Source organism: Klebsiella scottii (genome assembly GCF_036561945.1).
GTDB classification, from domain to species: domain Bacteria; phylum Pseudomonadota; class Gammaproteobacteria; order Enterobacterales; family Enterobacteriaceae; genus Klebsiella; species Klebsiella scottii.
The window spans coordinates 201,995-225,128 of sequence record NZ_JARXNI010000018.1; the positions used below are offsets into that span (position 1 = coordinate 201,995).

Below are 23,134 nucleotides of genomic sequence, written 5' to 3' on the forward strand. Positions count from 1 at the left end.
GTGGTAACTATCAAATTTGGAGCGGGAAACGAGACTCGAACTCGCGACCCCGACCTTGGCAAGGTCGTGCTCTACCAACTGAGCTATTCCCGCTTAATCTTCGTCTTTCAACCTGCCGCTACCTGAGTAGCTTTACCGCAAGCCGAAATCCTGTGATTAGGATAGTGCCTTTCAAATTTTGGAGCGGGAAACGAGACTCGAACTCGCGACCCCGACCTTGGCAAGGTCGTGCTCTACCAACTGAGCTATTCCCGCGTACTTCTTGCCATATTTCTATGGCGTCGTGATTTGCATTTCTGCTTCGTCACGGGAGGCGCATTATACGAGAATTCGATTTAGCTGCAACCCCCCAGCGAGCACTTTTTTTCTATTTTTATCTGAATGGACATTTTATCGCCAGATAGCGTCCTGAATTGTATAAATAAGCAGCGCGTAAGGCAAAATAACTTTTTCACACCTTGTTAAAGGCGCAAAATCGCCCCGGTCTGCGGGTACGATCTCCCCATAGACGGTCAACAACAATGACAAACAGGGAAATTAAGATGAAAAATACGCTCTCCTTCCTGCTGCTGATCGCGCTAGCTATGGGAACGGCATCGGCAACGACGCTGCATTTTGGTACCACGACGGCCAATCCGCCCTTCGAAACCGTCAACGCCAAAAACCAGCCTGCCGGTTTTGATATCGATCTCGCCAGGGCGCTCTGTAAACAGATGCAGGCTGAGTGCACATTTACGCCCCAGAGCTTCGATACCCTGATCCCGGCGCTGCGCTTTAAGAAATTCGACGCCATCATCGCCGGGATCGAGATCGTCCCGATGCGCGAAAGGCGGGTAGCCTTCACTCAGCCCTATCGCCAGCAGCTGTCCGGCGTGGTTGTCACCGCGAAGAATAGCGCCCACGGTTTTGCTGACCTGAAAGGCCAAAAGCTCGGCGTCGCGAAAGGCAGCATTCACCAGCGCTATCTGCACGATAAGCAAAAAGAGGTGAACGTCGTCTCTTACGATAGCAACGACGCCGCGTTCAGCGCGCTGAAAGAGGGGAGCATTATCGGGGTGATGAGCGATCGCGCCAGCGCCGAGACATGGCTGCAGGACAATCCGGATTACGCCATCATCGACGAGCAGGCAACCGATGCCAAATATTATGGCAAGCAGCTGGCGATCGCGGTGCGTCAGGATGACCCTGAACTGCTCAATGCGCTGAATGCCGCGCTGGAGGTCGTCAAGGCCTCCCCTGAATTCGGGCAAATGGAGCAAAAGTGGTTTAAATAGTTCTGGCCTGTCGCCGGGGCCGTCCGACCCCGGCAGCACGGTTACAGCTTGATAAAGTGCTCGCGGTAGTAGGCCAGCTCCGCCACCGATTCGCGAATATCGTCCATCGCCTGATGGGTGCCCTGCTTTTTAAAGCCATCGAGGATTTCCGGCTTCCAGCGGCGCGCCAGCTCTTTCAGGGTGCTGACGTCAAGGTAGCGGTAGTGAAAGTACTCTTCCAGCTCTGGCATATATTTAAAGAGAAAGCGGCGGTCCTGGCCAATGCTGTTGCCGCAAATCGGCGATTTACCCGCAGGCACCCACTGCTTGAGGAATTCGATAGTCGCCAGCTCCGCTTCGCGATCGCCCACGGTGCTGGCCTTGACGCGCTCCACCAGCCCGCTGCCGGTATGCGTGCGCACGTTCCACTCGTCCATCAGCGCCAGCTGCGCATCAGACTGGTGTACCGCAATCGTCGGCCCTTCCGCCAGAATGTTGAGGTTTGCATCGGTCACCAGGGTGGCGATTTCGATAATGCGATCGCGCTCCGGATCCAGCCCCGTCATTTCAAGATCGATCCAAATCAGGTTGTTTTCATCTGCACTCATGCTATTTTCCACCCTTCTTGCGTGACTATATTCATCTAAAATAGCGTGTATCATAGAGGTTTTGCCCCTACAGGGCGACCAGGAGCCAGTTCGATTGAGTAAAAATAAACTCTCCAAAGGCCAACAGCGCCGCGTCAAGGCCAACCACCAGCGCCGCCTGAAAACGACTTCGGAGAAGGCCGACTACGATGACAATCTGTTTGGCGAGACCTCCGAAGGCATCGTCATCAGCCGCTTCGGCATGCATGCCGACGTTGAATCCGTTGACGGTGGCGTCCACCGCTGCAACATTCGCCGGACGATCCGTTCGCTGGTAACCGGCGATCGCGTAGTCTGGCGCCCAGGCAAAGACGCCGCTGACGGCGTTAGAGTAAAAGGTATCGTTGAGGCCGTGCACGAGCGGACCTCGGTCCTGACGCGTCCGGATTTCTATGATGGCGTTAAGCCCATCGCCGCCAACATCGATCAGATCGTCATCGTTTCCGCGATTTTACCCGAGCTGTCGTTAAACATTATTGACCGCTATCTGGTGGCGAGCGAAGCCCTGGACGTCGAGCCGCTGATTGTGCTCAACAAGATCGACCTGCTGGATGAGGACGCCTTAGCGTTCGTCAATGAGCAGATGGATATCTACCGCAAAATTGGCTATCCCGTGCTGATGGTATCAAGCCGGACCCAGGACGGCCTGAAGCCGCTTGAAGAGGCCCTCACCGGCCGCATCAGCATCTTTGCCGGGCAGTCCGGGGTGGGTAAATCCAGCCTGCTGAACGCGCTGCTGGGCCTGAACGACGATCGGATCCTGACCAACGACGTCTCTGACAACTCGGGCCTTGGCCAGCACACCACCACCGCCGCGCGCCTCTATCACTTCCCGCAGGGCGGCGACGTGATTGACTCCCCTGGCGTGCGCGAATTTGGCCTCTGGCATCTTGATGCGGAACAAATCACCAACGGTTTTGTCGAATTTCACGATTATTTAGGCCGTTGCAAATATCGCGACTGCAAGCATGATACCGATCCGGGCTGCGCGATTCGCGAAGCGGTTGAAAATGGCAGCATCAATGAGCGCCGTTTTGAAAACTACCACCGCATTCTGGAAAGCATGAACGAAGTGCAGGTAAAAACGCGTAAAAGCTTTTCATCATCCGATGACTGACATTTAAGCTGAGCGTCGCTATACGTTTCATCCTTCAGGCTGCTCTGCGTTGGCTGCGCGTATTCCCCCCGCCCACATAGCTCTCTATGCTGCCGGGGATTCGCAGACCTGCAGCCTTGATGCAACCCGGATGCGTTTACGTATAGAATCGACCCCTTTTTCAGGTCCCCGACGCTTTGCGGGGTCAGGAACGACAAATAATGGCCTGGAGGCTACCTTGTTAAACGATCTTAAACTTTCGCTGCAATACATTCTGCCTAAACTGTGGCTTACCCGCCTCGCAGGCTGGGGTGCGAGCAAACGAGCGGGCTGGCTGACGAAACTGGTCATCGACCTGTTCGTGAAGTGCTACAAGGTCGATATGAAAGAGGCGCAGAAGCCCGATACCGCCAGCTACCGCACCTTTAACGATTTCTTTGTTCGACCGCTGCGTGATGAAGCACGTCCGCTGAACACCGATCCGAACGTGCTGGTCATGCCTGCCGATGGCGCAATTAGCCAGCTGGGAGCTATCGAAGACGATAAAATTCTGCAGGCCAAAGGCCACAACTACACGCTGGAAGCGCTGCTGGCCGGTAATTACCAGATGGCCGAGCTGTTCCGCAACGGTAACTTCGCAACCACCTATCTGTCGCCGCGTGACTACCACCGCGTCCACATGCCGTGTAACGGTATTCTGCGCGAAATGATCTACGTCCCGGGCGATCTGTTCTCCGTTAACCACCTGACCGCGCAGAACGTACCGAATCTGTTCGCCCGCAACGAGCGCGTCATCTGCCTGTTCGATACTGAATTTGGTCCGATGGCGCAAATTCTGGTCGGTGCGACCATCGTTGGCAGCATTGAAACCGTGTGGTCCGGTACCGTTACCCCGCCGCGTGAAGGCGTCATTAAGCGCTGGACCTGGCCTGCGGGCGACAGCGAAGGCTCCATTGCCCTGCTGAAAGGCCAGGAGATGGGTCGCTTCAAACTCGGTTCGACGGTGATCAACCTGTTTGCCCCGGGCAAGGTAAAACTGCTCGAACAGCTGCAGAACCTCTCGGTCACTAAGCTTGGTCAACCGCTGGCAACCGCCGTTGAGACCATGTCCACGACCGAAGGCGACGCCAGCATTCTGAGCGACGATACGCAAGACGAAGGTTAATAGCTGACAAAAAGGGTTATGCCGTGCGCCTGATATATATTTTCCTGCTGGCCTGGAGCCTCAGTCTGGGGGCGTACGCAGCGACAGCCCCGGACGCGAAACAGATAGCTCAGGAACTGGAACAGGCGAAGGCGGCAAAACCCGCCCAGCCTGGTACCGTAGAAGCGCTACAGTCCGCTCTGAACGCGCTTGAGGAGCGTAGCGCTTCCCTCGAGCGTACGCGTCAGTATCAGCAGGTTATCGATAACTTCCCCAAGCTATTCCAGACCCTGCGTTCGCAGATCAACAACCTGGCCGATGAACCGCGCCAGGTATCAACGACGCTCTCCACCGATGCCCTGAATCAGGAAATCCTGCAGGTCAGCAGCCAGCTGCTCGAAGCCAGCCGTCAGGCCCAGCAGGAGCAGGAGCGCGCCCGCGATATCGCCGATTCGCTCAACCAGCTTCCGCAGCAGCAAACCGACGCCCGCCGTCAGCTGAACGACGTTGAGCGCCGCGTCGGCGCGCAGACCAGCAATACGCCGCTGGCACAGGCACAAAATCTGAGCCTGCAGGCGGAATCCGCGCGCCTGAAAGCGCTGGTCAACGAGCTGGACCTGGCGCAGCTCTCCGCCAACAATCGCCAGGAGCTGTCGCGCATGCGCGCCGATCTGGCGCAAAAGCAAAGCAAGCTGCTCGACGGCTACCTGCAGGGCTTGCGTAATCAGCTCAACAGCCAGCGCCAGCGCGAAGCCGAAAAGGCGCTGGAAAGCACCGAGCTGCTGGCGGAGAACAGCGAAAACCTGCCGCCGGAGCTGGTGGCCCAGTTTAAAGTTAACCGCGAGCTGTCGCAGGCGTTAAACCAGCAGGCTCAGCGCATGGACCTGGTTGCTTCACAGCAGCGTCAGGCCTCCAGCCAGACGCTCCAGGTTCGCCAGGCGCTCAATACGCTGCGCGAGCAGTCGCAGTGGCTGGGCGCCTCCAGCCTGCTGGGCGAAGCGCTACGCGCCCAGGTCGCCCGTCTGCCGGAGACGCCAAAACCCCAGCAGCTGGATACCGAAATGGCCCAGCTGCGGGTGCAGCGGCTGCGCTTTGAGGACCTCCTCGGCAGCCAGACGCAGCTCCGTCAGCTGCGCCAGGCCGACGGTCAGGCGCTGACCAGCGAGCAGAATCGTATTCTTGAAGCGCAGCTGCGCACGCAAAGCGAGCTGCTCAACTCGCTGCTGCAGGGCGGCGATACGCTGATTCTGGAGCTGACCAAGCTCAAAGTGGCTAACGGCCAGCTTGAAGACGCCCTGAAAGAGATGAACGAAGCGACCCACCGCTATCTGTTCTGGACCTCGGACGTCAGCCCAATCGGTTTTTCATGGCCGCTGGAAATTGCTCACGATCTGCGTCGCCTGGTCTCTCTCGATACCGTCAGCCAGCTAGGCAAAGCCAGCGCGATGATGTTAACCAGCAAGGAGACGCTGCTGCCGCTGTTTGGCGCGCTGATTCTGGTTGGTTTCAGCATCAGCTCGCGTCGCCACTTCACCCGCTTCCTTGAGCGTTCCAGCGCCCGCGTTGGCAAAGTGACCCAGGACCATTTCTGGCTCACCCTGCGCACCGTGTTCTGGTCGATTCTGGTGGCCTCGCCGCTCCCGGTGCTGTGGATGACCCTGGGCTATGGTCTGCAATCCGCCTGGCCCTTCCCGCTGGCGGTGGCCATCGGCGAAAGCGTCACCGCCACGGTACCGCTGCTGTGGGTAGTGATGATTTGCGCCACCTTTGCGCGTCCGAACGGCCTGTTTATCGCCCACTTCGGCTGGCCGCGTAGCCGGGTCACCAAGGCCATGCGCTACTACCTGATGAGCATCGGGCTGATCGTCCCGCTGATCATTGCGCTGATTATGTTCGATAACCTCAACGACCGTGAGTTCTCGGCCTCCCTCGGCCGCCTGTGCTTCCTGTTGATTTGCGGGGCGCTGGCGCTGGTCACGCTGAGCCTCAAGCATGCCGGTATTCCGCTGTATCTCGATAAATCAGGGAGCGGCGATAATATGGTTAACCGCATGCTGTGGAACCTACTGCTGGGCGCGCCGCTCATTGCCATGCTGGCGGCGGCCATCGGCTACCTGGCGACCGCCCAGGCGCTGCTGGCCAGGCTGGAAACGTCGGTGGCGATCTGGTTCTTACTGCTCGTGGTCTATCACATCATCCGCCGCTGGATGCTGATTCAGCGCCGCCGGCTGGCCTTCGATCGCGCCAAGCATCGGCGGGCGGAAATTCTTGCCCAACGCGCGCGGGGCGAAGATGAGATCGCGCACTCCAGCAGCCCTGAAGGGTCCGCGGAGATCGACGTCAGTGAAATCGATCTCGATGCGATCAGTACCCGGTCGCTGCGGCTGGTGCGCTCGCTGCTGATGCTGGTAGCCCTGGTCTCGGTGATCGTGTTGTGGTCAGAAATCCATTCGGCGTTTGGCTTCCTCGAGAATATCTCGCTGTGGGATGCGACCTCTACGGTGCAGGGCGTTGAAAGCCTCGAGCCGATTACGCTTGGGGCGGTGCTGATCGCGATTCTGGTGCTGATTATCACCACCCAGCTGGTACGCAACCTCCCTGCGCTGCTGGAGCTGGCGATTCTGCAGCACCTGGACCTCACGCCGGGCACCGGCTACGCGATCACCACCATTACCAAATACCTGCTGATGCTGATTGGCGGCCTGATGGGCTTCTCGATGATCGGTATTGAGTGGGCGAAGCTGCAGTGGCTGGTAGCGGCGCTCGGCGTCGGCCTCGGTTTTGGCCTGCAGGAGATCTTCGCCAACTTTATCTCAGGCCTGATTATTCTGTTTGAAAAGCCGATACGTATTGGCGATACGGTGACCATCCGCGATCTGACCGGCAGCATCACCCGCATCAATACCCGCGCCACCACCATCAGCGACTGGGACCGGAAAGAGATTATCGTGCCGAATAAGGCGTTCATCACCGAGCAGTTTATCAACTGGTCGCTGTCTGACTCCGTCACCCGCGTGGTGCTGACGGTGCCGGCCCCGGCGGATGCGAATACCGAAGAGGTCACGCAGATTCTGATTAACGCCGCCCACCGCTGCTCGCTGGTTATCGATACGCCGGCGCCCGAGGCCTTCCTCGTCGATCTGCAGCAGGGGATTCAGATTTTCGAGCTGCGTATCTACGCCGCCGAGATGGGCCACCGTATGCCGCTGCGCCACGAGATCCATAAGCTGATTCTGGCAGGCTATCGCGAGCACGGTATCGACATGCCGTTCCCGCCGTTCCAGATGCGTCTGGAAAGCATTGACGGCAGGAAGAGCAGCAGAGCCATGACCTCAGCGGGGAAATCCAGCCGCACGGCGGGCAGCCTGTAAGTTAGACCCTACCCGGCGGCTCGTGCGCCGGGTAGGGTCTGCCCCCTGGCCTTGCGCGGCCAGAGAGAGATATTCGGCCAGGTCAGGCGCGATCGACGGTAAAGGCGATCACTTCGCCGATGCTTTCAGCCCCCAGCGCCAGCATCACCACGCGATCGACCCCCAGCGCCACGCCGGAGCAGTCCGGGAGGCCCGCTTTCAGGGCTTCCAGCAGATTGCCGTCAATCGGCTGCTGCGGCAGGCCGCGGGCCGCACGCTTGCGGTTATCCTGCTCGAAACGCTGCTGCTGTTCGCGGGCGTCGGTCAGCTCGTGGAAGCCGTTCGCCAGCTCAATTCCCTTGTAATAGACCTCAAAGCGCTCCGCGACGCGGTGATCTTCAGTGCTGATCTGCGCCAGCGACGCCTGGCTTGCCGGGAAGTGATAGATAAAGGTCGGACGGTCCTTGCCGATATGCGGCTCGACGCCCATGGTAAACAGCAGCTGCAGCAGCGTATCCCTATCTTCTTCCGTATCGGCGATATTGCTCAGGTCGAGCTTCGCCGCCGCTTCGCGCAGCTGCGTCTTATCGGCCGACAGCGGATCGAGCTCAAGATGGCGCAGGAACGCCTGCTGATAGGAGAGGCTTTCCGCCGGCTGGCACTCCAGCACCTGCTGCAGTAAATCATCGACCTCATTAATCAGACGATACATGTCATAGCACGGACGATACCACTCCAGCATGGTGAATTCCGGGTTGTGGTGACGCCCCATCTCTTCATTGCGGAAGCTGCGGCACAGCTGGAAGACCGGACCGCAGCCCGCTGCCAGCAGGCGCTTCATATGGTATTCCGGGCTGGTCATCAGATACAGATCCATCCCCTGCGAATAGCCGGGGCCGACGAAACGGGTCTGGAACGGAAACAGGTGAATATCCGTTACCGTTGCCTGACTCATGCAGGGCGTCTCCACCTCCAGCACGCCGCGGTCGGTAAAGAAACGACGAATTTCCGCCATCACAGCCGCGCGTTTTAACAGGTTTGGAATAGACGCGCTCGGCTGCCAGGTTGCCGTCTCGCTCATGGTACTTTCTCCGATTTCAGACAAGGGCACGAAGTCTACTCGTAACCGGCGGGTGAGACAAATTTTGTGCCGACGGCGCCTTAAAGAATTCAGAAAATTTATAAATCACCAGGAAGCATCAATCGTGCTGATAAATCACCGCACATATCGATAAAAAAATCGAACACGTCAATTTTCCCTACCGACCCTAAGGCTATACTTCTTTACCTATAAAGGAGCAGTGACACATTTTCGCCAGCCCGGCGGCGAAATAAACAAAAACTGGAGGAATGTCGTGCAAACTTTTCAAGCCGATCTTGCCGTAATTGGCGCTGGCGGAGCAGGTCTTCGCGCTGCAATCGCCGCAGCGCAGGCTAATCCAAATGCCAAAATCGCACTGATTTCAAAAGTCTACCCCATGCGCAGCCACACCGTTGCGGCTGAAGGCGGCTCCGCCGCCGTGACCCAGGATCATGACAGCTTTGAGTACCATTTTCACGACACCGTAGCCGGCGGCGACTGGCTTTGTGAGCAGGATGTCGTCGACTACTTCGTCCATCATTGCCCGACGGAAATGACCCAGCTCGAACAGTGGGGATGCCCGTGGAGCCGCCGTCCTGACGGTAGCGTCAACGTCCGCCGCTTCGGCGGGATGAAAATCGAACGCACGTGGTTCGCGGCCGATAAAACCGGCTTCCATATGCTGCATACCCTGTTCCAGACCTCCCTTCAGTTCCCGCAGATCCAGCGTTTCGACGAGCATTTCGTCCTCGATATTCTGGTCGACGATGGCCAGGCCCGTGGCCTGGTGGCGATGAATATGATGGAAGGCTCGCTGGTGCAAATCCGCGCTAACGCGGTGGTGATGGCCACCGGCGGCGCAGGACGCGTCTATCGCTACAACACCAACGGCGGCATCGTCACCGGCGACGGGATGGGCATCGCGCTGAGCCACGGCGTTCCTCTGCGCGATATGGAGTTCGTGCAGTATCACCCGACCGGCCTTCCTGGCTCCGGTATTCTGATGACGGAAGGCTGCCGCGGCGAAGGCGGCATTCTGGTCAACAAGGACGGCTATCGCTACCTGCAGGATTACGGCATGGGTCCGGAAACGCCGCTCGGCGAGCCGAAAAACAAATATATGGAGCTCGGCCCGCGCGACAAAGTCTCCCAGGCCTTCTGGCACGAATGGCGTAAAGGCAACACCATTCCGACGCCGCGCGGCGACGTGGTTTATCTCGACCTGCGCCATTTAGGTGAGAAAAAGCTGCTGGAGCGCCTGCCCTTTATCTGCGAACTGGCGAAGGCCTACGTGGGCGTCGACCCGGTTAAAGAGCCGATTCCTGTACGCCCAACCGCGCACTATACCATGGGCGGTATCGAAACCGACCAGAACTGTGAAAGCCGCATCAAGGGGCTGTTCGCCGTGGGCGAATGCTCGTCGGTCGGCCTTCACGGCGCCAACCGCCTTGGCTCCAACTCGCTGGCAGAGCTGGTGGTCTTTGGCCGCCTCGCCGGCGAGCAGGCCATCAGGCGAGCGGCTGAGGCCAAAGAAGCCAACGTGAGCGCGCTGGATGCGCAGACCGCCGACGTAGAAAAGCGGCTGAAAGATCTTATCAATCAGGAAGGTGACGAGAACTGGGCGAAGATTCGCGACGAGATGGGCCTGTCAATGGAAGAAGGCTGCGGGATCTACCGTACGCCGGAGCTGATGCAGAAAACCGTCGATAAGCTGGCGGAGTTGCAGGAGCGCTTCAGGCGCGTACGCATTACCGACAGCTCCAGCGTGTTCAATACCGACCTGCTGTATACCATCGAGCTGGGTCACGGGCTGAACGTGGCGGAATGTATGGCCCACTCTGCCCTTGCGCGTAAAGAGTCCCGCGGCGCGCATCAGCGTCTGGATGAAGGCTGCACCGAGCGCGACGACGTCAATTTCCTCAAGCATACGCTCGCATTCCGCGATGCCGATGGCACCACGCGCCTCGAGTATGGCGATGTGAAGATCACCACTCTGCCGCCGGCAAAACGCGTATATGGCGCAGAAGCGGAAGCAGCCGAGAAGAAGGAGACGAGCAATGGCTGAGATGAAGAACCTGAAAATCGAGGTGGTGCGCTACAACCCGGAAGTGGACACCGCGCCGCACAGCGCGTTCTATGAGGTTCCTTATGACGAGCAAACCTCACTGCTCGACGCGCTAGGCTATATCAAAGACAACCTCGCGGCGGATCTCAGCTACCGCTGGTCCTGCCGGATGGCGATTTGCGGCTCCTGCGGGATGATGGTCAACAAGGTGCCGAAGCTGGCATGTAAAACCTTCCTGCGTGAATACACCAAGGGCATTAAGGTCGAAGCGCTGGCTAACTTCCCGATCGAGCGCGATCTGGTGGTCGATATGACCCACTTTATCGAGAGCCTGGAGGCGATTAAGCCCTATATTATCGGCAACCCGCGTACCCCGGATCAGGGGCCAAACAAACAGACTCCGGCGCAGATGGCGAAGTACCATCAGTTCTCCGGCTGCATCAACTGCGGCCTGTGCTACGCCGCCTGCCCACAGTTTGGCCTTAACCCGGAGTTTATCGGCCCGGCGGCCATCACCCTCGCCCATCGTTACAACGAGGACAGCCGCGACCACGGGAAAAAGGAACGTATGGCGCAGCTTAACGGTCAGAACGGCGTCTGGACCTGTACCTTCGTGGGCTACTGCTCGGAAGTCTGCCCGAAGCACGTCGACCCGGCGGCCGCCATTCAGCAGGGCAAGGTAGAAAGCTCGAAAGACTTTCTTATCGCCACCCTGAAACCACGCTAAGGAGTGCATTATGACGACTAAACGCAAGCCCTACGTGCGGCCGATGACGTCCACCTGGTGGAAAAAGCTGCCGTTTTATCGCTTCTACATGCTGCGTGAAGGAACGGCGGTACCGGCCGTCTGGTTCAGCATCATCCTGATTTACGGACTGTTTGCCCTGAAGCACGGGGCGGAAAGCTGGGCGGGATACGTTGGCTTCCTGCAAAATCCGCTGGTGGTGATCCTGAACCTGATCGCCCTGGGCGCAGCGCTGCTGCATAGCAAAACCTGGTTCGAACTGGCGCCGAAAGCCGCCAATATCATTGTCAAAGGCGAGAAAATGGGGCCAGAGCCGGTTATTAAAGGGCTTTGGGTGGTGACTGCGGTAGCAACAGCGGCGATCCTGCTTATCGCCCTGTTCTGGTAAGGAGGCTGGAATGATCAATCCCAACCCAAAACGTTCCGATGAACCGGTATTCTGGGGGCTGTTTGGCGCCGGCGGCATGTGGAGCGCCATTATTACTCCGGTGATGATACTGCTGGTCGGTATTCTGCTGCCGCTAGGCCTGGCGCCCGCTGACGCCTTCAGCTACGAACGCGTGCTCGGCTTTGCCCAGAGCTTTATTGGCCGGGCATTTATCTTCCTGATGATCGTCCTGCCGCTGTGGTGCGGGCTCCACCGCATTCATCACGCCATGCATGACCTGAAAATTCACGTCCCTAACGGGAAGTGGGTGTTCTACGGACTGGCCGCCATTCTGAGCGTGGTAACGCTGGTCGGCGTATTGTTTATCTAAACGTCCTGATGCCCGGTGGCGTAATGTTACCGGGCTCTCTTTTGCTGAATATTTTCCCGTCTTTCCCTCGCCAGAATCTACACTTAGCTAAAAACCAGCAAGGAAAATAGTATGCGTCTGCTGCCAATGATTGCCGCTGTTGCCGCCTCGTTTCTGGTTGTTGCCTGTAGCACCCCGACGCCTCCGCAGGGCGTGACGGTGGTCAGCCCGTTTGATACCCAGCGCTATCTCGGCACCTGGTATGAAATCGCCCGCTTCGACCATAGCTTTGAGCGCGGCCTGGAGAAGGTCACAGCAACCTACAGCCTGCGCGACGACGGCGGGCTGAACGTCGTCAATAAAGGCTATAACCCCGATCGCGGCGTATGGCAAAAAACGGATGGCGTAGCCTACTTCACCGGCGAGACCAATCGGGCGGCGCTAAAAGTCTCCTTTTTTGGCCCCTTCTACGGCGGCTACAACGTCATTGCGCTCGACAAAGATTATCGCTACGCGCTGGTGTGCGGACCGGATCGGGATTATCTCTGGCTGCTGGCGCGCACGCCGAAAATCGAGCCGGAGGTGAAACAGCAGATGCTGGATATCGCCTCCCGGCAGGGCTTCGACGTGAGCAAGCTGATCTGGGTAAACCAGCGCTATTAATGGGCGCTGAGCTTGAGGCCGATAATACCGATGACGATGCACGCCAGGCTGGCAATACGCATCGGGCTGGCGGACTCGCCCAGTAACACGATACCGGCAATCGCCGCGCCGACGGCGCCAATGCCCGTCCACACCGCGTAAGCGGTGCCTACCGGCAGCGTTTTCATCGCCCATGACAGCAGCGCCATGCTGACCACCATTGCCACGATGGTGATGGCGCTGGGTATCAGGCGGCTAAAACCGTGGGTGTACTTCAGACCAACCGCCCAGACCACTTCCAGCAGGCCGGCGATAAACAAAATTAACCAGGACATAAGGCTCCCTAGATGGGGCCGTCCCCGGATGCGGTACGCTTACGGGTCGTCCCGCAAGGTGAGTGAAAAAGCGCGGATATTATAAACAACGGCGCAGGAGATGAAAAGAACGGTACGGCCGGCGACCGTACCGTCAGGTCTATTGCTGGGCTTTCGTCGCCGCGCCGGAAATGGCGCTGCCGCCTTCTGAAATATCCTGACCGACACCACGCGTTGTATTACATGCGGTCAGCACAGAGGAGAGCGCCAAAACCGTAAAGAACGCTGCAATCGCTTTTTTCACCATAATGTCATCCTTATTTACCAGTTTTAGTTATCGTGCCCTATAAGCATAGACAAACTGACCCGGGATGAAGGGATCTCAGCGTTTTTTAAGACAAAAAGCGATGCGGTACGCCGGGAGGCGCGAATTCAGAAGAAGAGGAGAGAAAATCGGTGCTTAGCTGGCAGCGTGAGAGATGGCGTGCCCCAGGCTGCGGATATCTTCGCCAACGCCGTGGACCGTATGACAGCCGGCCAGCAGAGCGCCGCTGAGAAGCAGCAATGCCATAAGCTTTAAGGTGTTGTTCATCGTCCTTGCCTGCTATCGATAGCTTGCGCGCCATAGAGGGCGCAGCGTCGCGCTGCGCCAACCATCAGAGACGTGAATTACTTCACGCGAGATACGTATTCGCCAGAGCGGGTATCCACTTTAATCACTTCGCCAATCTGCACAAACAGCGGAACTTTAACCACTGCGCCAGTGGTCAGGGTAGCCGGTTTACCGCCGGTACCTGCGGTATCGCCTTTCAGACCCGGATCGGTTTCAACGATTTCCAGCTCAACGAAGTTCGGCGGGGTCACGGAGATAGGCTGACCGTTCCACAGGGTCACGATGCACTCAGCCTGATCCAGCAGCCATTTAGCGCTTTCACCAACGGCTTTCGCATCGGCAGCCAGCTGCTCGAAAGTGGAGTTGTTCATGAAGTGATAGAACTCACCGTCGTTGTACAGGTAAGTCAGGTTCATATCCACAACGTCTGCGCCTTCAGCGGAGTCGGTAGACTTGAAGGTTTTTTCTACGCGGGTGCCGGTCAGCAGGCGACGCAGCTTAACGCGGGCGAAAGCCTGGCCTTTTCCCGGTTTTACGAATTCACTCGCTTCAACGGCATAAGGTTCGCCGTCCATCATGATTTTAAGACCGGCACGAAAATCGTTGCTATAGTAAGTCGCCATAAGGCCCTCTGAAATTGTTAATTGGTAGCTAAGCCACAAAATGGCGCATATTGTAACCCTAAATACCCCATCCAGAGAAGATTGGTTAACGCAACTTGCCGATGTTGTGACCAGTCCTGATGAACTGCTGCATCTTTTAAATGTAGACGCTGATGCAAACTTATTGGCAGGGCGCGATGCGAAGCGCCTCTTTGCGCTGCGCGTTCCCCGGGCTTTCATCGCCCGTATGGAGCGAGGAAACCCCAACGATCCTCTTTTGCGTCAAGTACTTACTTCGCAGGAAGAGTTCATCGCCTCCCCCGGTTTCTCCACCGATCCGCTGGAGGAGCAGCACAGCGTCGTGCCCGGCCTGCTGCACAAATACGCCAACCGCGCGCTGCTGCTGGTTAAGGGCGGCTGTGCGGTAAATTGTCGTTATTGTTTCCGCAGACACTTCCCGTATGCCGATAACCAGGGCAATAAGCGCAACTGGCAGGCCGCGATGGACTATATTTCGGCCCATCCGCAGCTCGATGAGATTATTTTTTCCGGCGGCGACCCGCTGATGGCGAAAGATCATGAGCTCGACTGGCTGCTCACCCAGCTGGAGGCGATCCCGCACGTTAAACGTCTGCGCATTCACAGCCGGCTGCCCATCGTGATCCCGGCGCGCATCACCGGGACGCTGGCCGCGCGTTTCGCCCGCTCTTCGCTGCAGATACTGCTGGTGAACCATATCAACCACGCCAATGAAATCGACGCTGAGTTTCGCGCGGCGATGGCGCGTTTACGCCAGGCTGGCGTTACGCTGCTCAATCAAAGCGTACTGCTGCGGGGGGTCAACGATAGCGCGCAGACGCTGGCTAACCTGAGCAATGCGCTATTTGATGCGGGGGTGATGCCGTATTACCTGCACGTGCTGGATAAGGTCCAGGGCGCGGCCCACTTTATGGTCGAAGATGAAGAAGCCCGGGCCATCATGCGCGAGCTGCTGACGCTGGTATCCGGTTATATGGTACCGAAGCTGGCACGAGAAATCGGCGGAGAGCCGAGCAAGACGCCGCTGGATTTGCAGCTACGACAGAGCTAGCATTCTTTCCCCTCTCCCCAATGGAGAGAGGGGAAAGCGATCAGTTCGGGCACTTATAGACCTGACCGTTCATTTCGCTATCGGTCGGCACAAAGCTCGACAGCAGATTCTGCGTCGGGCTGCTGACGCCGTAAATCACGTTGCCGCCCATTGCCGCAGCCTGGTTACGCAGCGCATTAGCCGCGCCGCGCATGGAGCCACCCTCGCCGCCGTTCTGCCCGGAGAGCCAGTTGCTCTGCTTCCCGCTCGCGGTCCCCAACAGCTGGCAATCCGCCCCCGGCTTATCTTCAACAAAGCGTACGCTCTGCCCGCCTGAGCTCAGTTCGTTGCTGGAACTGCAACCCGCTAACAGTAACGCTGCGCCGACAATCCCTGCTAAATATCTTACCTGCATGTTATTCCCCATGATCAATGAGCTGGACGCGCTGGCCCGGATGTACACCTTATACTAAAAAGACGGAAAAAAGAAAAACCCCCGAGCATTTCTGCCCGGGGGTTTCTTTGTTTCTAAGGGGTAGAGCACATGATTACATCATGCCGCCCATACCACCCATACCGCCCATGCCGCCAGCAGCGCCTAAATCAGCCGCATCGCTTTTCGGCAGATCGGTAACCATGCACTCGGTAGTGATCATCAGACCAGCAACGGAGGCCGCGTACTGCAGAGCAGAACGGGTCACTTTAGTTGGGTCGAGGATACCGAAGTCGATCATGTTGCCGTATTCTTCAGTCGCAGCGTTGTAACCGTAGTTACCTTCGCCCGCTTTCACGTTGTTAGTGACCACAGACGGCTCTTCACCGGCGTTGGACACGATCTGACGCAGCGGAGCTTCCATTGCGCGCAGCGCAACTTTGATACCGACGTTCTGATCTTCGTTCTGAGCAGTCAGGCCAGCCAGTTTAGCCGCAACGCGCACCAGCGCGACGCCACCACCGGCAACCACGCCTTCTTCTACCGCAGCACGGGTCGCGTGCAGGGCATCGTCAACGCGCGCTTTCTTCTCTTTCATTTCAACTTCGGTAGCTGCACCGACTTTGATAACCGCAACGCCGCCTGCCAGTTTAGCAACGCGTTCCTGCAGTTTTTCACGGTCATAATCAGAAGTGGCTTCTTCGATCTGCTTACGGATCTGAGTCACGCGGCCCTGGATAGCGCCTTCTTCACCCACGCCATCGATGATGGTGGTGGTGTCTTTGTTGATCACAACGCGTTTTGCCTGACCCAGGTCTTCCAGAGTCGCTTTTTCCAGCTCCATACCGATCTCTTCAGAGATAACGGTACCGCCGGTCAGAGTCGCGATGTCCTGCAGCATAGCTTTACGACGGTCGCCGAAGCCAGGTGCTTTAACCGCAGCCACTTTAACGATGCCGCGCATGGTGTTAACCACCAGCGTAGCCAGGGCTTCGCCTTCAACGTCTTCAGCGATGATAACCAGCGGTTTGCCGGCTTTCGCTACGGCTTCCAGAACCGGCAGCATTTCGCGGATATTGGAAACTTTTTTGTCAGCCAGCAGGATGAACGGGCTTTCCAGCTCAACGGCACCGGTTTCCGGCTTGTTGATGAAGTACGGGGACAGGTAGCCGCGGTCGAACTGCATACCTTCAACCACGTCCAGTTCGTCTTCCAGACCGGTACCGTCTTCAACGGTGATAACGCCTTCTTTACCGACTTTATCCATCGCTTCAGCGATCAGTTTACCTACGGTTTCGTCGGAGTTAGCGGAGATGGTACCAACCTGAGCAATAGCTTTAGAGTCGGAGCACGGTACGGACAGCGCTTTCAGTTCTTCAACAGCGGCAACGACGGCTTTGTCGATACCACGTTTCAGATCCATCGGGTTCATGCCCGCAGCAACGGCTTTCAGGCCTTCAGCGATGATCGCCTGAGCCAGTACGGTTGCGGTGGTGGTACCGTCGCCTGCAGCGTCGTTCGCTTTAGAAGCAACTTCTTTCACCATCTGTGCGCCCATGTTCTCGAACTTGTCTTCCAGCTCGATTTCACGCGCTACGGAAACGCCGTCTTTAGTGATGGTCGGCGCACCGAAGGATTTGTCCAGGACAACGTTACGGCCTTTCGGGCCCAGTGTCACTTTAACTGCATCTGCCAGTACGTTTACGCCGCGCAGCATTTTCACACGAGCGTCGTTACCGAATTTTACGTCTTTAGCTGCCATTTTAATCTTTCCCTTAAATTCGTATGTTCAGTGTCGTTCGCAGATTAGGCTTCAACAATTGCCAGGATGTCGCTTTCGGACATGATCAACACTTCTTCATTGTCGATCTTTTCAGATTTCACGCCGTAGCCGTCGTTGAAAATGACGATATCGCCAACTTTCACGTCCAGCGGCTGCACGGTTCCGTTTTCCAGGATGCGGCCCTTACCGACAGCGATGATTTCGCCACGAGTTGATTTGGCTGCCGCAGAACCGGTCAGAACGATGCCGCCAGCAGATTTGGTTTCAACTTCTTTACGTTTGACGATCACACGATCATGTAACGGACGAATACTCATTGATAGCTCTCCTTTGAGAAAGTCATTATCAGTTATGGATGACACCGGCCCGTATACGGTTTTCCGGCTAGTGACCTGAGAGATGGGGATGGAGTTTTACCGATTCAAGGGGCGAGTCAAAAAAAAGTTTTTTCGCGTGCCCGGGCGCACACTAACAACGCGTCGCTCAGGCATCATAAGCAAAAACGATTGTGATACCATTCGGGTTTTGCCGGGGACAGGGTTGAATCATGAGTGGTTTGAAACAGGAGTTAGGGCTGGCTCAGGGTGTGGGCCTACTCTCCACATCATTACTGGGCACCGGCGTCTTCGCCGTTCCCGCTCTGGCCGCGCTGGTTGCGGGTGATAACAGCCTGTGGGCGTGGCCGGCGCTGATTTTACTGGTCTTCCCGATAGCCATCGTCTTTGCCGTACTCGGCCGTCACTATCCCAGCGCCGGCGGCGTGGCGCATTTCGTCAATATGGCGTTCGGCCCCCGCATGGAGCGCGTCACCGGCTGGCTATTTTTGTCGGTCATCCCGGTGGGATTACCCGCCGCGTTGCATATCGCCACCGGCTTCAGCCAGGCTCTGTTTGGCTGGCACGACGGCCAGCTGCTGTTCGCGGAACTGGGGACGCTGGCCATCATCTGGTGGGTGGGTTCGCGCGGAGCCAGCTCCAGCGCCAACCTGCAAACGCTGGTGGCGATACTGATTGTTGCCCTGATTGTCGCGATCTGGTGGCGCGGCGGTATCCATCCGGCGCAAATCCCCTTCCCGGCGCCGCAAGATATCGACCAGCCGCAGCTTTTTGCCGCGCTTTCGGTCATGTTCTGGTGCTTTGTCGGCCTGGAAGCCTTTGCCCACCTGGCTTCCGAATTTAAATCCCCGGAGCGCGATTTTCCGCGGGCACTGATGATTGGCCTGCTGCTGGCCGGTACGGTCTACTGGGCCTGTACCGTGCTGGTGCTTCATTTTCACGCCTTCGGCGAGGGAATGGCCGCCGCCGCGTCGTTGCCGGATATCGTGGTGCGCCTGTTCGGCGTACAGGCGCTGTGGGTCGCCTGCGTTATTGGCTACCTCGCCTGCTTCGCCAGCCTCAATATCTATATCCAGAGCTTCGCCCGCCTGGTCTGGTCGCAGGCGCAGTACAAGCCGGAGAGCCGACTCGCCCGCCTGTCGGCCCGGCAAATCCCGCGCAATGCGCTCAATGCGGTGCTGGCCTGCTGCGTTATCAGCACGCTGTGCATTTACTGGCTCGATATCAATCTCGACGCGCTGATCGTCTACGCCAACGGCATTTTTATTATGATCTATCTGCTGTGTATGCTGGCGGGCTGCCGGCTGCTGCGGGGGCGCTATCGGGTGCTGGCGGCGATCGGTAGCGTTCTGTGCCTGCTGCTGCTGGCGATGGTCGGCTGGAAAAGCCTGTACGCGCTGATTGTGCTGGTGGCGCTGTGGCTGCTTTTACCCCGGCGCCGGTCGCTGAGCGAAACCCCGGGCGTTCGCCAATAAAAAAGCCGGATCGCGCTGCGCGTATCCGGCTTGTCACTCCACGCGCCCGGCGGCTGCCGGGTTTGCTGGATTAGCGGTCGTCTTTGTGGTCCAGACGGTCGCGCTCATCATCTTTACGCTGATATTCCCCGTCAAAGGTCTCACCGCCTCCGGTTCCGGCGCTAAATCCGCCGCCCGGCATCCGGCTAAAGCGCAGATGCGGCATCAGCTTCAGGGTCAGGTGTTTTTGCACCGGCGGCAGCAGGAGCAGCAGGCCGAGGAAATCGGTAAAGAAACCCGGCAACAGCAGCAGCAGACCGGCAATAATCAGCGACACGCTTTTGATCATTTCCGCCGCCGGGCTTTCGCCGGCAGCCATTTTTTGCTGCATCAGCATAAAGTTTTTGAAGCCCTGGTTCCGCACCAGCGACATCCCGACCACCGAACTAAAGATCACCAGAATCAGCGTCAGCAGCACGCCCAGGACATGGGAAACCTGGATAAAGATCGAGATTTCAATATAAACGTATAAAAAAAAGGCAAAAAACGGAATCCAACGCACCGGCGTCTCCTTCATTAGCGTGCGCCGCTCTCGGCACCCGCAGTTATAGATGTGCTATTCGCATCCCATCAATATTGGGCTAACGCGACACATTTCAATCAGCAGAAACGCTTATTTTTTTCAAGAACTGCAAAGCGGTGACTCATTTCACAGATTAATAATTCTTATAGCCCCCGCTACATAATAAGTGATCAAGATTACTGATATTCGCTATCATCAGCATATGATCGTGGGCACCAGGCCGATTAAGGAAATAATCTTCGGCGAGAAAATGCGCTAAACCCTATAAATTCTGCGTATTTGGTGAATTCATTGGCAGCTTGAAAAAGAAGGTTCACATGTTAAACAACATTCGTATCGAAGAAGATCTGTTGGGTACCAGGGAAGTTCCAGCTGACGCCTACTACGGCGTTCATACTCTGAGAGCGATTGAAAACTTCTACATCAGCAATAGCAAAATCAGCGATATTCCCGAGTTTGTACGCGGTATGGTGATGGTGAAAAAGGCCGCTGCCATGGCCAACAAAGAGCTGCAAACCATTCCTAAAGGCGTCGCGAATACCATTATTGCCGCATGTGATGAAGTGCTGAATAACGGCAAGTGCATGGATCAGTTCCCGGTTGATGTGTTCCAGGGCGGCGCGGGTACATCCGTCAACATGAACACCAACGAAGTGCTGGCGAATATCGGCCTTGAGCTGATGGGCCACCAGAAAGGCGAATACCAGTACCTGAACCCGAACGACCACGTTAACAAATGCCAGTCCACTAACGATGCCTACCCGACCGGTTTCCGCATCGCGGTTTATGCCTCCCTGCTGAAATTAACCGATGCCATTCACCAGCTGGGCGAAGGCTTCCAGAGTAAAGCCGTTGAGTTCCAGGACGTCCTGAAAATGGGTCGTACCCAGCTGCAGGATGCGGTACCGATGACCCTCGGTCAGGAATTCCACGCCTTCAACGTGCTGCTGAACGAAGAAACAAAATGCATTCTGCGTACCGCAGAGCTGCTGCTGGAAGTGAACCTCGGCGCCACCGCCATCGGTACGCGCCTGAATACCCCGGACGGCTATCAGCAGCTGGCGGTACAAAAACTTGCGGAAGTCAGCAACCTGCCGGTTATTCCGGCGGAAGACCTGATTGAAGCCACCTCCGACTGCGGCGCCTACGTTATGGTGCATAGCTCGCTGAAGCGCCTGGCGGTGAAGCTGTCTAAAATCTGTAACGACCTGCGCCTGCTCTCTTCCGGCCCGCGCGCTGGCCTGAACGAAATCAACCTGCCGGAGCTGCAGGCGGGTTCGTCCATCATGCCGGCCAAGGTTAACCCGGTGGTGCCGGAAGTCGTCAACCAGGTGTGCTTCAAGGTGATCGGCAACGACACCACGGTCACGATGGCCTCCGAAGCCGGCCAGCTGCAGCTGAACGTGATGGAACCGGTGATCGGCCAGGCAATGTTCGAGTCCATTCATATCCTGACCAACGCCTGCTATAACCTGCTGGAAAAATGCGTAAACGGCATTACCGCCAACAAAGCGGTGTGCGAAAGCTATGTTTACAACTCCATCGGCATCGTCACCTACCTCAACCCCTTTATCGGCCACCACAATGGCGATATCGTCGGCAAGATTTGCGCCGAAACCGGTAAGAGCGTGCGGGAAGTCGTGCTGGAACGAGGCTTGCTCACCGAAACGGAGCTGGACGATATTTTCTCTCCGCAAAACCTGATGCACCCGGCCTATAAAGCAAAGCGTTTTACCGATGAAAGCGAACAGTAAGCTTTCAGGTTAAACTCAACGAAGGCATGTCAGCAATGACATGCCTTTTTGCTTTTCTGGGTTTACGAAATCACAACAATTCAATATCAACTTGTTAAAAAACAAGGAAGGAACATATGTTTGGTGCAGAGCTCGTCATTGTCCTGCTGGCTATCTACCTGGGAGCCAGGCTGGGTGGCATCGGTATCGGATTTGCCGGTGGTTTGGGCGTCCTCGTCCTGACCTTAATATTTCAAATTAAACCCGGCGCGATCCCCTTCGACGTCATTGAGATCATCATGGCGGTCATCGCCGCGATTGCCGCCATGCAGGTTGCCGGCGGCATGGACTACCTGGTCAGCCTTGCTGAGCGTTTGCTGCGCCGTCATCCGAAGTACATCACCTTTCTCGCCCCGCTGGTCACCTGGTTTATGACGGTCCTCGCGGGAACCGGTCATACCGCCTTCTCAACCCTGCCGGTGATTACCGAAGTCGCGAAAGAACAGGGCATTCGCCCCTCCCGCCCGCTGTCGATTGCCGTAGTGGCCTCGCAGATTGCGATTACCGCCTCGCCAATTTCCGCCGCGGTGGTGTTTTTCGCCGGCATTCTGGAGCCGCTGGGCGTCAGCTACCTGACGCTGCTGGCGATCTGTATTCCGGTCACGCTGATTGCCGTAATGATCACCGCCGTGGTGTGTAACTTCCTCGGCTGCGAGCTGAAAGATGACCCGGTTTACCAGGAGCGCCTGGCAAAAGGGGAAGTCAAACTGCGCGGAAGCCAGGTGTTCCAGCTGAAGCCGCACGCCAAACGTTCGGTGCTGCTGTTCCTGATCGGTATCGTCGCGGTCATGTTCTACGCCACCGCCATCAGCGATACCGTCGGGCTGATTCAGAACCCGGTGCTGCCGCGTAACGAAGCGATCGTGGTCTTCATGCTGACCATTGCCACGCTGATTAGCATCACCTGTAAGATTGATACCAGCGAAGTGCTGAACGCCAGCACCTTTAAATCCGGGATGAGCGCCTGCGTCTGCGTGCTGGGCGTCGCCTGGCTGGGCGATACCTTCGTGAAGGCGCATATCTCTGATATCCAGGCCGTGGCGGGCGATCTGCTGAACAACTACCCGTGGCTGCTGGCGGTGGTGCTGTTCTTCGCCGCAACCCTGCTCTACTCCCAGGCCGCCACCACCAAAGCGCTGATGCCTGCGGCGCTGCTGCTTGGCGTGAGCCCGCTGACCGCTATTGCCTCTTTTGCCGCGGTCTCCGCGCTGTTCGTCCTGCCGACCTACCCGACGCTGCTGGCGGCGGTCGAAATGGATGACACCGGATCTACCCGCATCGGCAAGTACGTCTTCAACCACGCCTTCCTGATCCCCGGGGTGATCGCCATTACCCTGTGCGTTATTTTGGGGTTCATCATCGGCGGCATCGTGCTGTAAATCTGCTTAAATTCGG

The 23,134-nt window shown here is 57.2% G+C and carries 23 protein-coding genes and 2 tRNA genes; 13 read left to right on the top strand and 12 right to left on the bottom strand.

Going from position 1 to position 23,134, the window contains the following annotated elements; all coding sequences use genetic code 11:
• Positions 1-17: 17 nt before the first annotated feature.
• Together QFI97_RS02840 and QFI97_RS02845 are read right to left on the bottom strand one after the other, a co-directional pair.
• Positions 18-93 (bottom strand) — tRNA-Gly (locus QFI97_RS02840).
• An 86-nt stretch (positions 94-179) separates the two neighbouring features.
• Positions 180-255, bottom strand: a tRNA-Gly gene (locus tag QFI97_RS02845).
• Positions 256-542: 287 nt separating this feature from the next.
• Here QFI97_RS02845 and QFI97_RS02850 point away from each other — a divergent pair.
• Entirely contained in the window at positions 543-1,274 is a 732-nt protein-coding gene (locus QFI97_RS02850; protein ID WP_346430551.1) for a transporter substrate-binding domain-containing protein, read from the top strand.
• A gap of 41 nt (positions 1,275-1,315) precedes the next feature.
• Here the strand turns inward: QFI97_RS02850 and orn are convergent, their stop codons facing one another.
• Positions 1,316-1,861, bottom strand: a complete 546-nt coding sequence (orn, locus tag QFI97_RS02855) for an oligoribonuclease (RefSeq protein WP_346430552.1) — start codon at positions 1,859-1,861, stop codon at positions 1,316-1,318.
• A gap of 94 nt (positions 1,862-1,955) precedes the next feature.
• On the opposite strand from orn, the gene rsgA reads away from it, so the two are divergent.
• The 3 genes from rsgA to mscM all read left to right on the top strand — a co-directional run bounded on the left by rsgA (position 1,956) and on the right by mscM (position 7,511).
• Positions 1,956-3,017: a small ribosomal subunit biogenesis GTPase RsgA gene (gene rsgA / locus QFI97_RS02860; protein WP_095104424.1), complete on the top strand. Its 1,062-nt coding sequence runs from the start codon at positions 1,956-1,958 to the stop codon at positions 3,015-3,017.
• A 217-nt stretch (positions 3,018-3,234) separates the two neighbouring features.
• Positions 3,235-4,161 carry an archaetidylserine decarboxylase gene (gene asd, locus QFI97_RS02865; RefSeq protein WP_095104426.1) on the top strand — a complete coding sequence of 309 codons (927 nt, stop codon included), beginning with the start codon at positions 3,235-3,237 and terminating at the stop codon, positions 4,159-4,161.
• A 23-nt stretch (positions 4,162-4,184) separates the two neighbouring features.
• Positions 4,185-7,511, top strand: a complete 3,327-nt coding sequence (mscM, locus tag QFI97_RS02870; protein WP_095104428.1) for a miniconductance mechanosensitive channel MscM — start codon at positions 4,185-4,187, stop codon at positions 7,509-7,511.
• An 82-nt stretch (positions 7,512-7,593) separates the two neighbouring features.
• On the opposite strand, the gene epmA is transcribed toward mscM, so the two are convergent.
• Positions 7,594-8,571, bottom strand: a complete 978-nt coding sequence (gene epmA, locus QFI97_RS02875; protein ID WP_095104430.1) for an elongation factor P--(R)-beta-lysine ligase — start codon at positions 8,569-8,571, stop codon at positions 7,594-7,596.
• A 274-nt stretch (positions 8,572-8,845) separates the two neighbouring features.
• Here epmA and frdA point away from each other — a divergent pair, with 274 nt between their 5' ends.
• The 5 genes from frdA (at position 8,846) to QFI97_RS02900 (ending at position 12,781) form a co-directional block, all read left to right on the top strand.
• A complete protein-coding gene (frdA, locus tag QFI97_RS02880; RefSeq protein WP_095104432.1) occupies positions 8,846-10,636 on the top strand; it encodes a fumarate reductase (quinol) flavoprotein subunit in 1,791 nt (596 codons plus the stop codon).
• A complete protein-coding gene (frdB, locus tag QFI97_RS02885; protein WP_095104434.1) occupies positions 10,629-11,363 on the top strand; it encodes a fumarate reductase iron-sulfur protein in 735 nt (244 codons plus the stop codon). The genes frdA and frdB overlap by 8 nt, the downstream gene beginning before the upstream one ends.
• A gap of 10 nt (positions 11,364-11,373) precedes the next feature.
• A complete protein-coding gene (frdC, locus tag QFI97_RS02890; protein ID WP_346430553.1) occupies positions 11,374-11,769 on the top strand; it encodes a fumarate reductase subunit FrdC in 396 nt (131 codons plus the stop codon).
• A gap of 10 nt (positions 11,770-11,779) precedes the next feature.
• On the top strand, positions 11,780-12,139 hold the full coding sequence (frdD, locus tag QFI97_RS02895) for a fumarate reductase subunit FrdD (RefSeq protein ID WP_095104438.1): 360 nt from the start codon (positions 11,780-11,782) through the stop codon (positions 12,137-12,139).
• 111 nt (positions 12,140-12,250) lie between these two features.
• Entirely contained in the window at positions 12,251-12,781 is a 531-nt protein-coding gene (locus QFI97_RS02900; protein ID WP_346430554.1) for a lipocalin family protein, read from the top strand.
• Here the strand turns inward: QFI97_RS02900 and sugE are convergent.
• The 4 genes from sugE to efp all read right to left on the bottom strand — a co-directional run bounded on the left by sugE (position 12,778) and on the right by efp (position 14,310).
• Positions 12,778-13,095 carry a quaternary ammonium compound efflux SMR transporter SugE gene (sugE, locus tag QFI97_RS02905; protein ID WP_095104442.1) on the bottom strand — a complete coding sequence of 106 codons (318 nt, stop codon included), beginning with the start codon at positions 13,093-13,095 and terminating at the stop codon, positions 12,778-12,780. The genes QFI97_RS02900 and sugE overlap by 4 nt on opposite strands.
• A gap of 139 nt (positions 13,096-13,234) precedes the next feature.
• A complete protein-coding gene (gene ecnB / locus QFI97_RS02910; protein WP_004097935.1) occupies positions 13,235-13,381 on the bottom strand; it encodes a lipoprotein toxin entericidin B in 147 nt (48 codons plus the stop codon).
• Between the two features lie 153 nt (positions 13,382-13,534).
• Positions 13,535-13,666 (bottom strand): entericidin A/B family lipoprotein, encoded by a 132-nt coding sequence (locus QFI97_RS02915; protein WP_095104444.1) that lies wholly within the window; start codon positions 13,664-13,666, stop codon positions 13,535-13,537.
• 77 nt (positions 13,667-13,743) lie between these two features.
• The gene (gene efp / locus QFI97_RS02920) at positions 13,744-14,310 is read right to left on the bottom strand and encodes an elongation factor P (protein ID WP_095104446.1); all 567 of its coding nucleotides are present in this window, start codon (positions 14,308-14,310) and stop codon (positions 13,744-13,746) included.
• Between the two features lie 40 nt (positions 14,311-14,350).
• On the opposite strand from efp, the gene epmB reads away from it, so the two are divergent.
• A complete protein-coding gene (gene epmB, locus QFI97_RS02925) occupies positions 14,351-15,379 on the top strand; it encodes an EF-P beta-lysylation protein EpmB (RefSeq protein ID WP_095104448.1) in 1,029 nt (342 codons plus the stop codon).
• A gap of 40 nt (positions 15,380-15,419) precedes the next feature.
• On the opposite strand, the gene QFI97_RS02930 is transcribed toward epmB, so the two are convergent.
• The 3 genes from QFI97_RS02930 to QFI97_RS02940 form a co-directional block, all read right to left on the bottom strand.
• Positions 15,420-15,773 (bottom strand): DUF4156 domain-containing protein, encoded by a 354-nt coding sequence (locus tag QFI97_RS02930; RefSeq protein WP_041143690.1) that lies wholly within the window; start codon positions 15,771-15,773, stop codon positions 15,420-15,422.
• A 133-nt stretch (positions 15,774-15,906) separates the two neighbouring features.
• Positions 15,907-17,553 carry a chaperonin GroEL gene (groL, locus tag QFI97_RS02935; RefSeq protein ID WP_095104450.1) on the bottom strand — a complete coding sequence of 549 codons (1,647 nt, stop codon included), beginning with the start codon at positions 17,551-17,553 and terminating at the stop codon, positions 15,907-15,909.
• A 44-nt stretch (positions 17,554-17,597) separates the two neighbouring features.
• Positions 17,598-17,891, bottom strand: a complete 294-nt coding sequence (locus QFI97_RS02940; protein WP_003855929.1) for a co-chaperone GroES — start codon at positions 17,889-17,891, stop codon at positions 17,598-17,600.
• 230 nt (positions 17,892-18,121) lie between these two features.
• Here QFI97_RS02940 and yjeH point away from each other — a divergent pair, with 230 nt between their 5' ends.
• Positions 18,122-19,384 (top strand): L-methionine/branched-chain amino acid transporter, encoded by a 1,263-nt coding sequence (yjeH, locus tag QFI97_RS02945; RefSeq protein WP_346430555.1) that lies wholly within the window; start codon positions 18,122-18,124, stop codon positions 19,382-19,384.
• Between the two features lie 70 nt (positions 19,385-19,454).
• On the opposite strand, the gene QFI97_RS02950 is transcribed toward yjeH, so the two are convergent.
• The gene (locus tag QFI97_RS02950; RefSeq protein ID WP_076947089.1) at positions 19,455-19,925 is read right to left on the bottom strand and encodes an FxsA family protein; all 471 of its coding nucleotides are present in this window, start codon (positions 19,923-19,925) and stop codon (positions 19,455-19,457) included.
• A gap of 338 nt (positions 19,926-20,263) precedes the next feature.
• Here QFI97_RS02950 and aspA point away from each other — a divergent pair, with 338 nt between their 5' ends.
• Both aspA and QFI97_RS02960 read left to right on the top strand, forming a co-directional pair.
• A complete protein-coding gene (gene aspA, locus QFI97_RS02955; RefSeq protein ID WP_346430556.1) occupies positions 20,264-21,700 on the top strand; it encodes an aspartate ammonia-lyase in 1,437 nt (478 codons plus the stop codon).
• Positions 21,701-21,816: 116 nt separating this feature from the next.
• The gene (locus tag QFI97_RS02960; protein WP_095104455.1) at positions 21,817-23,118 is read left to right on the top strand and encodes an anaerobic C4-dicarboxylate transporter; all 1,302 of its coding nucleotides are present in this window, start codon (positions 21,817-21,819) and stop codon (positions 23,116-23,118) included.
• Positions 23,119-23,134: the final 16 nt, after the last annotated feature.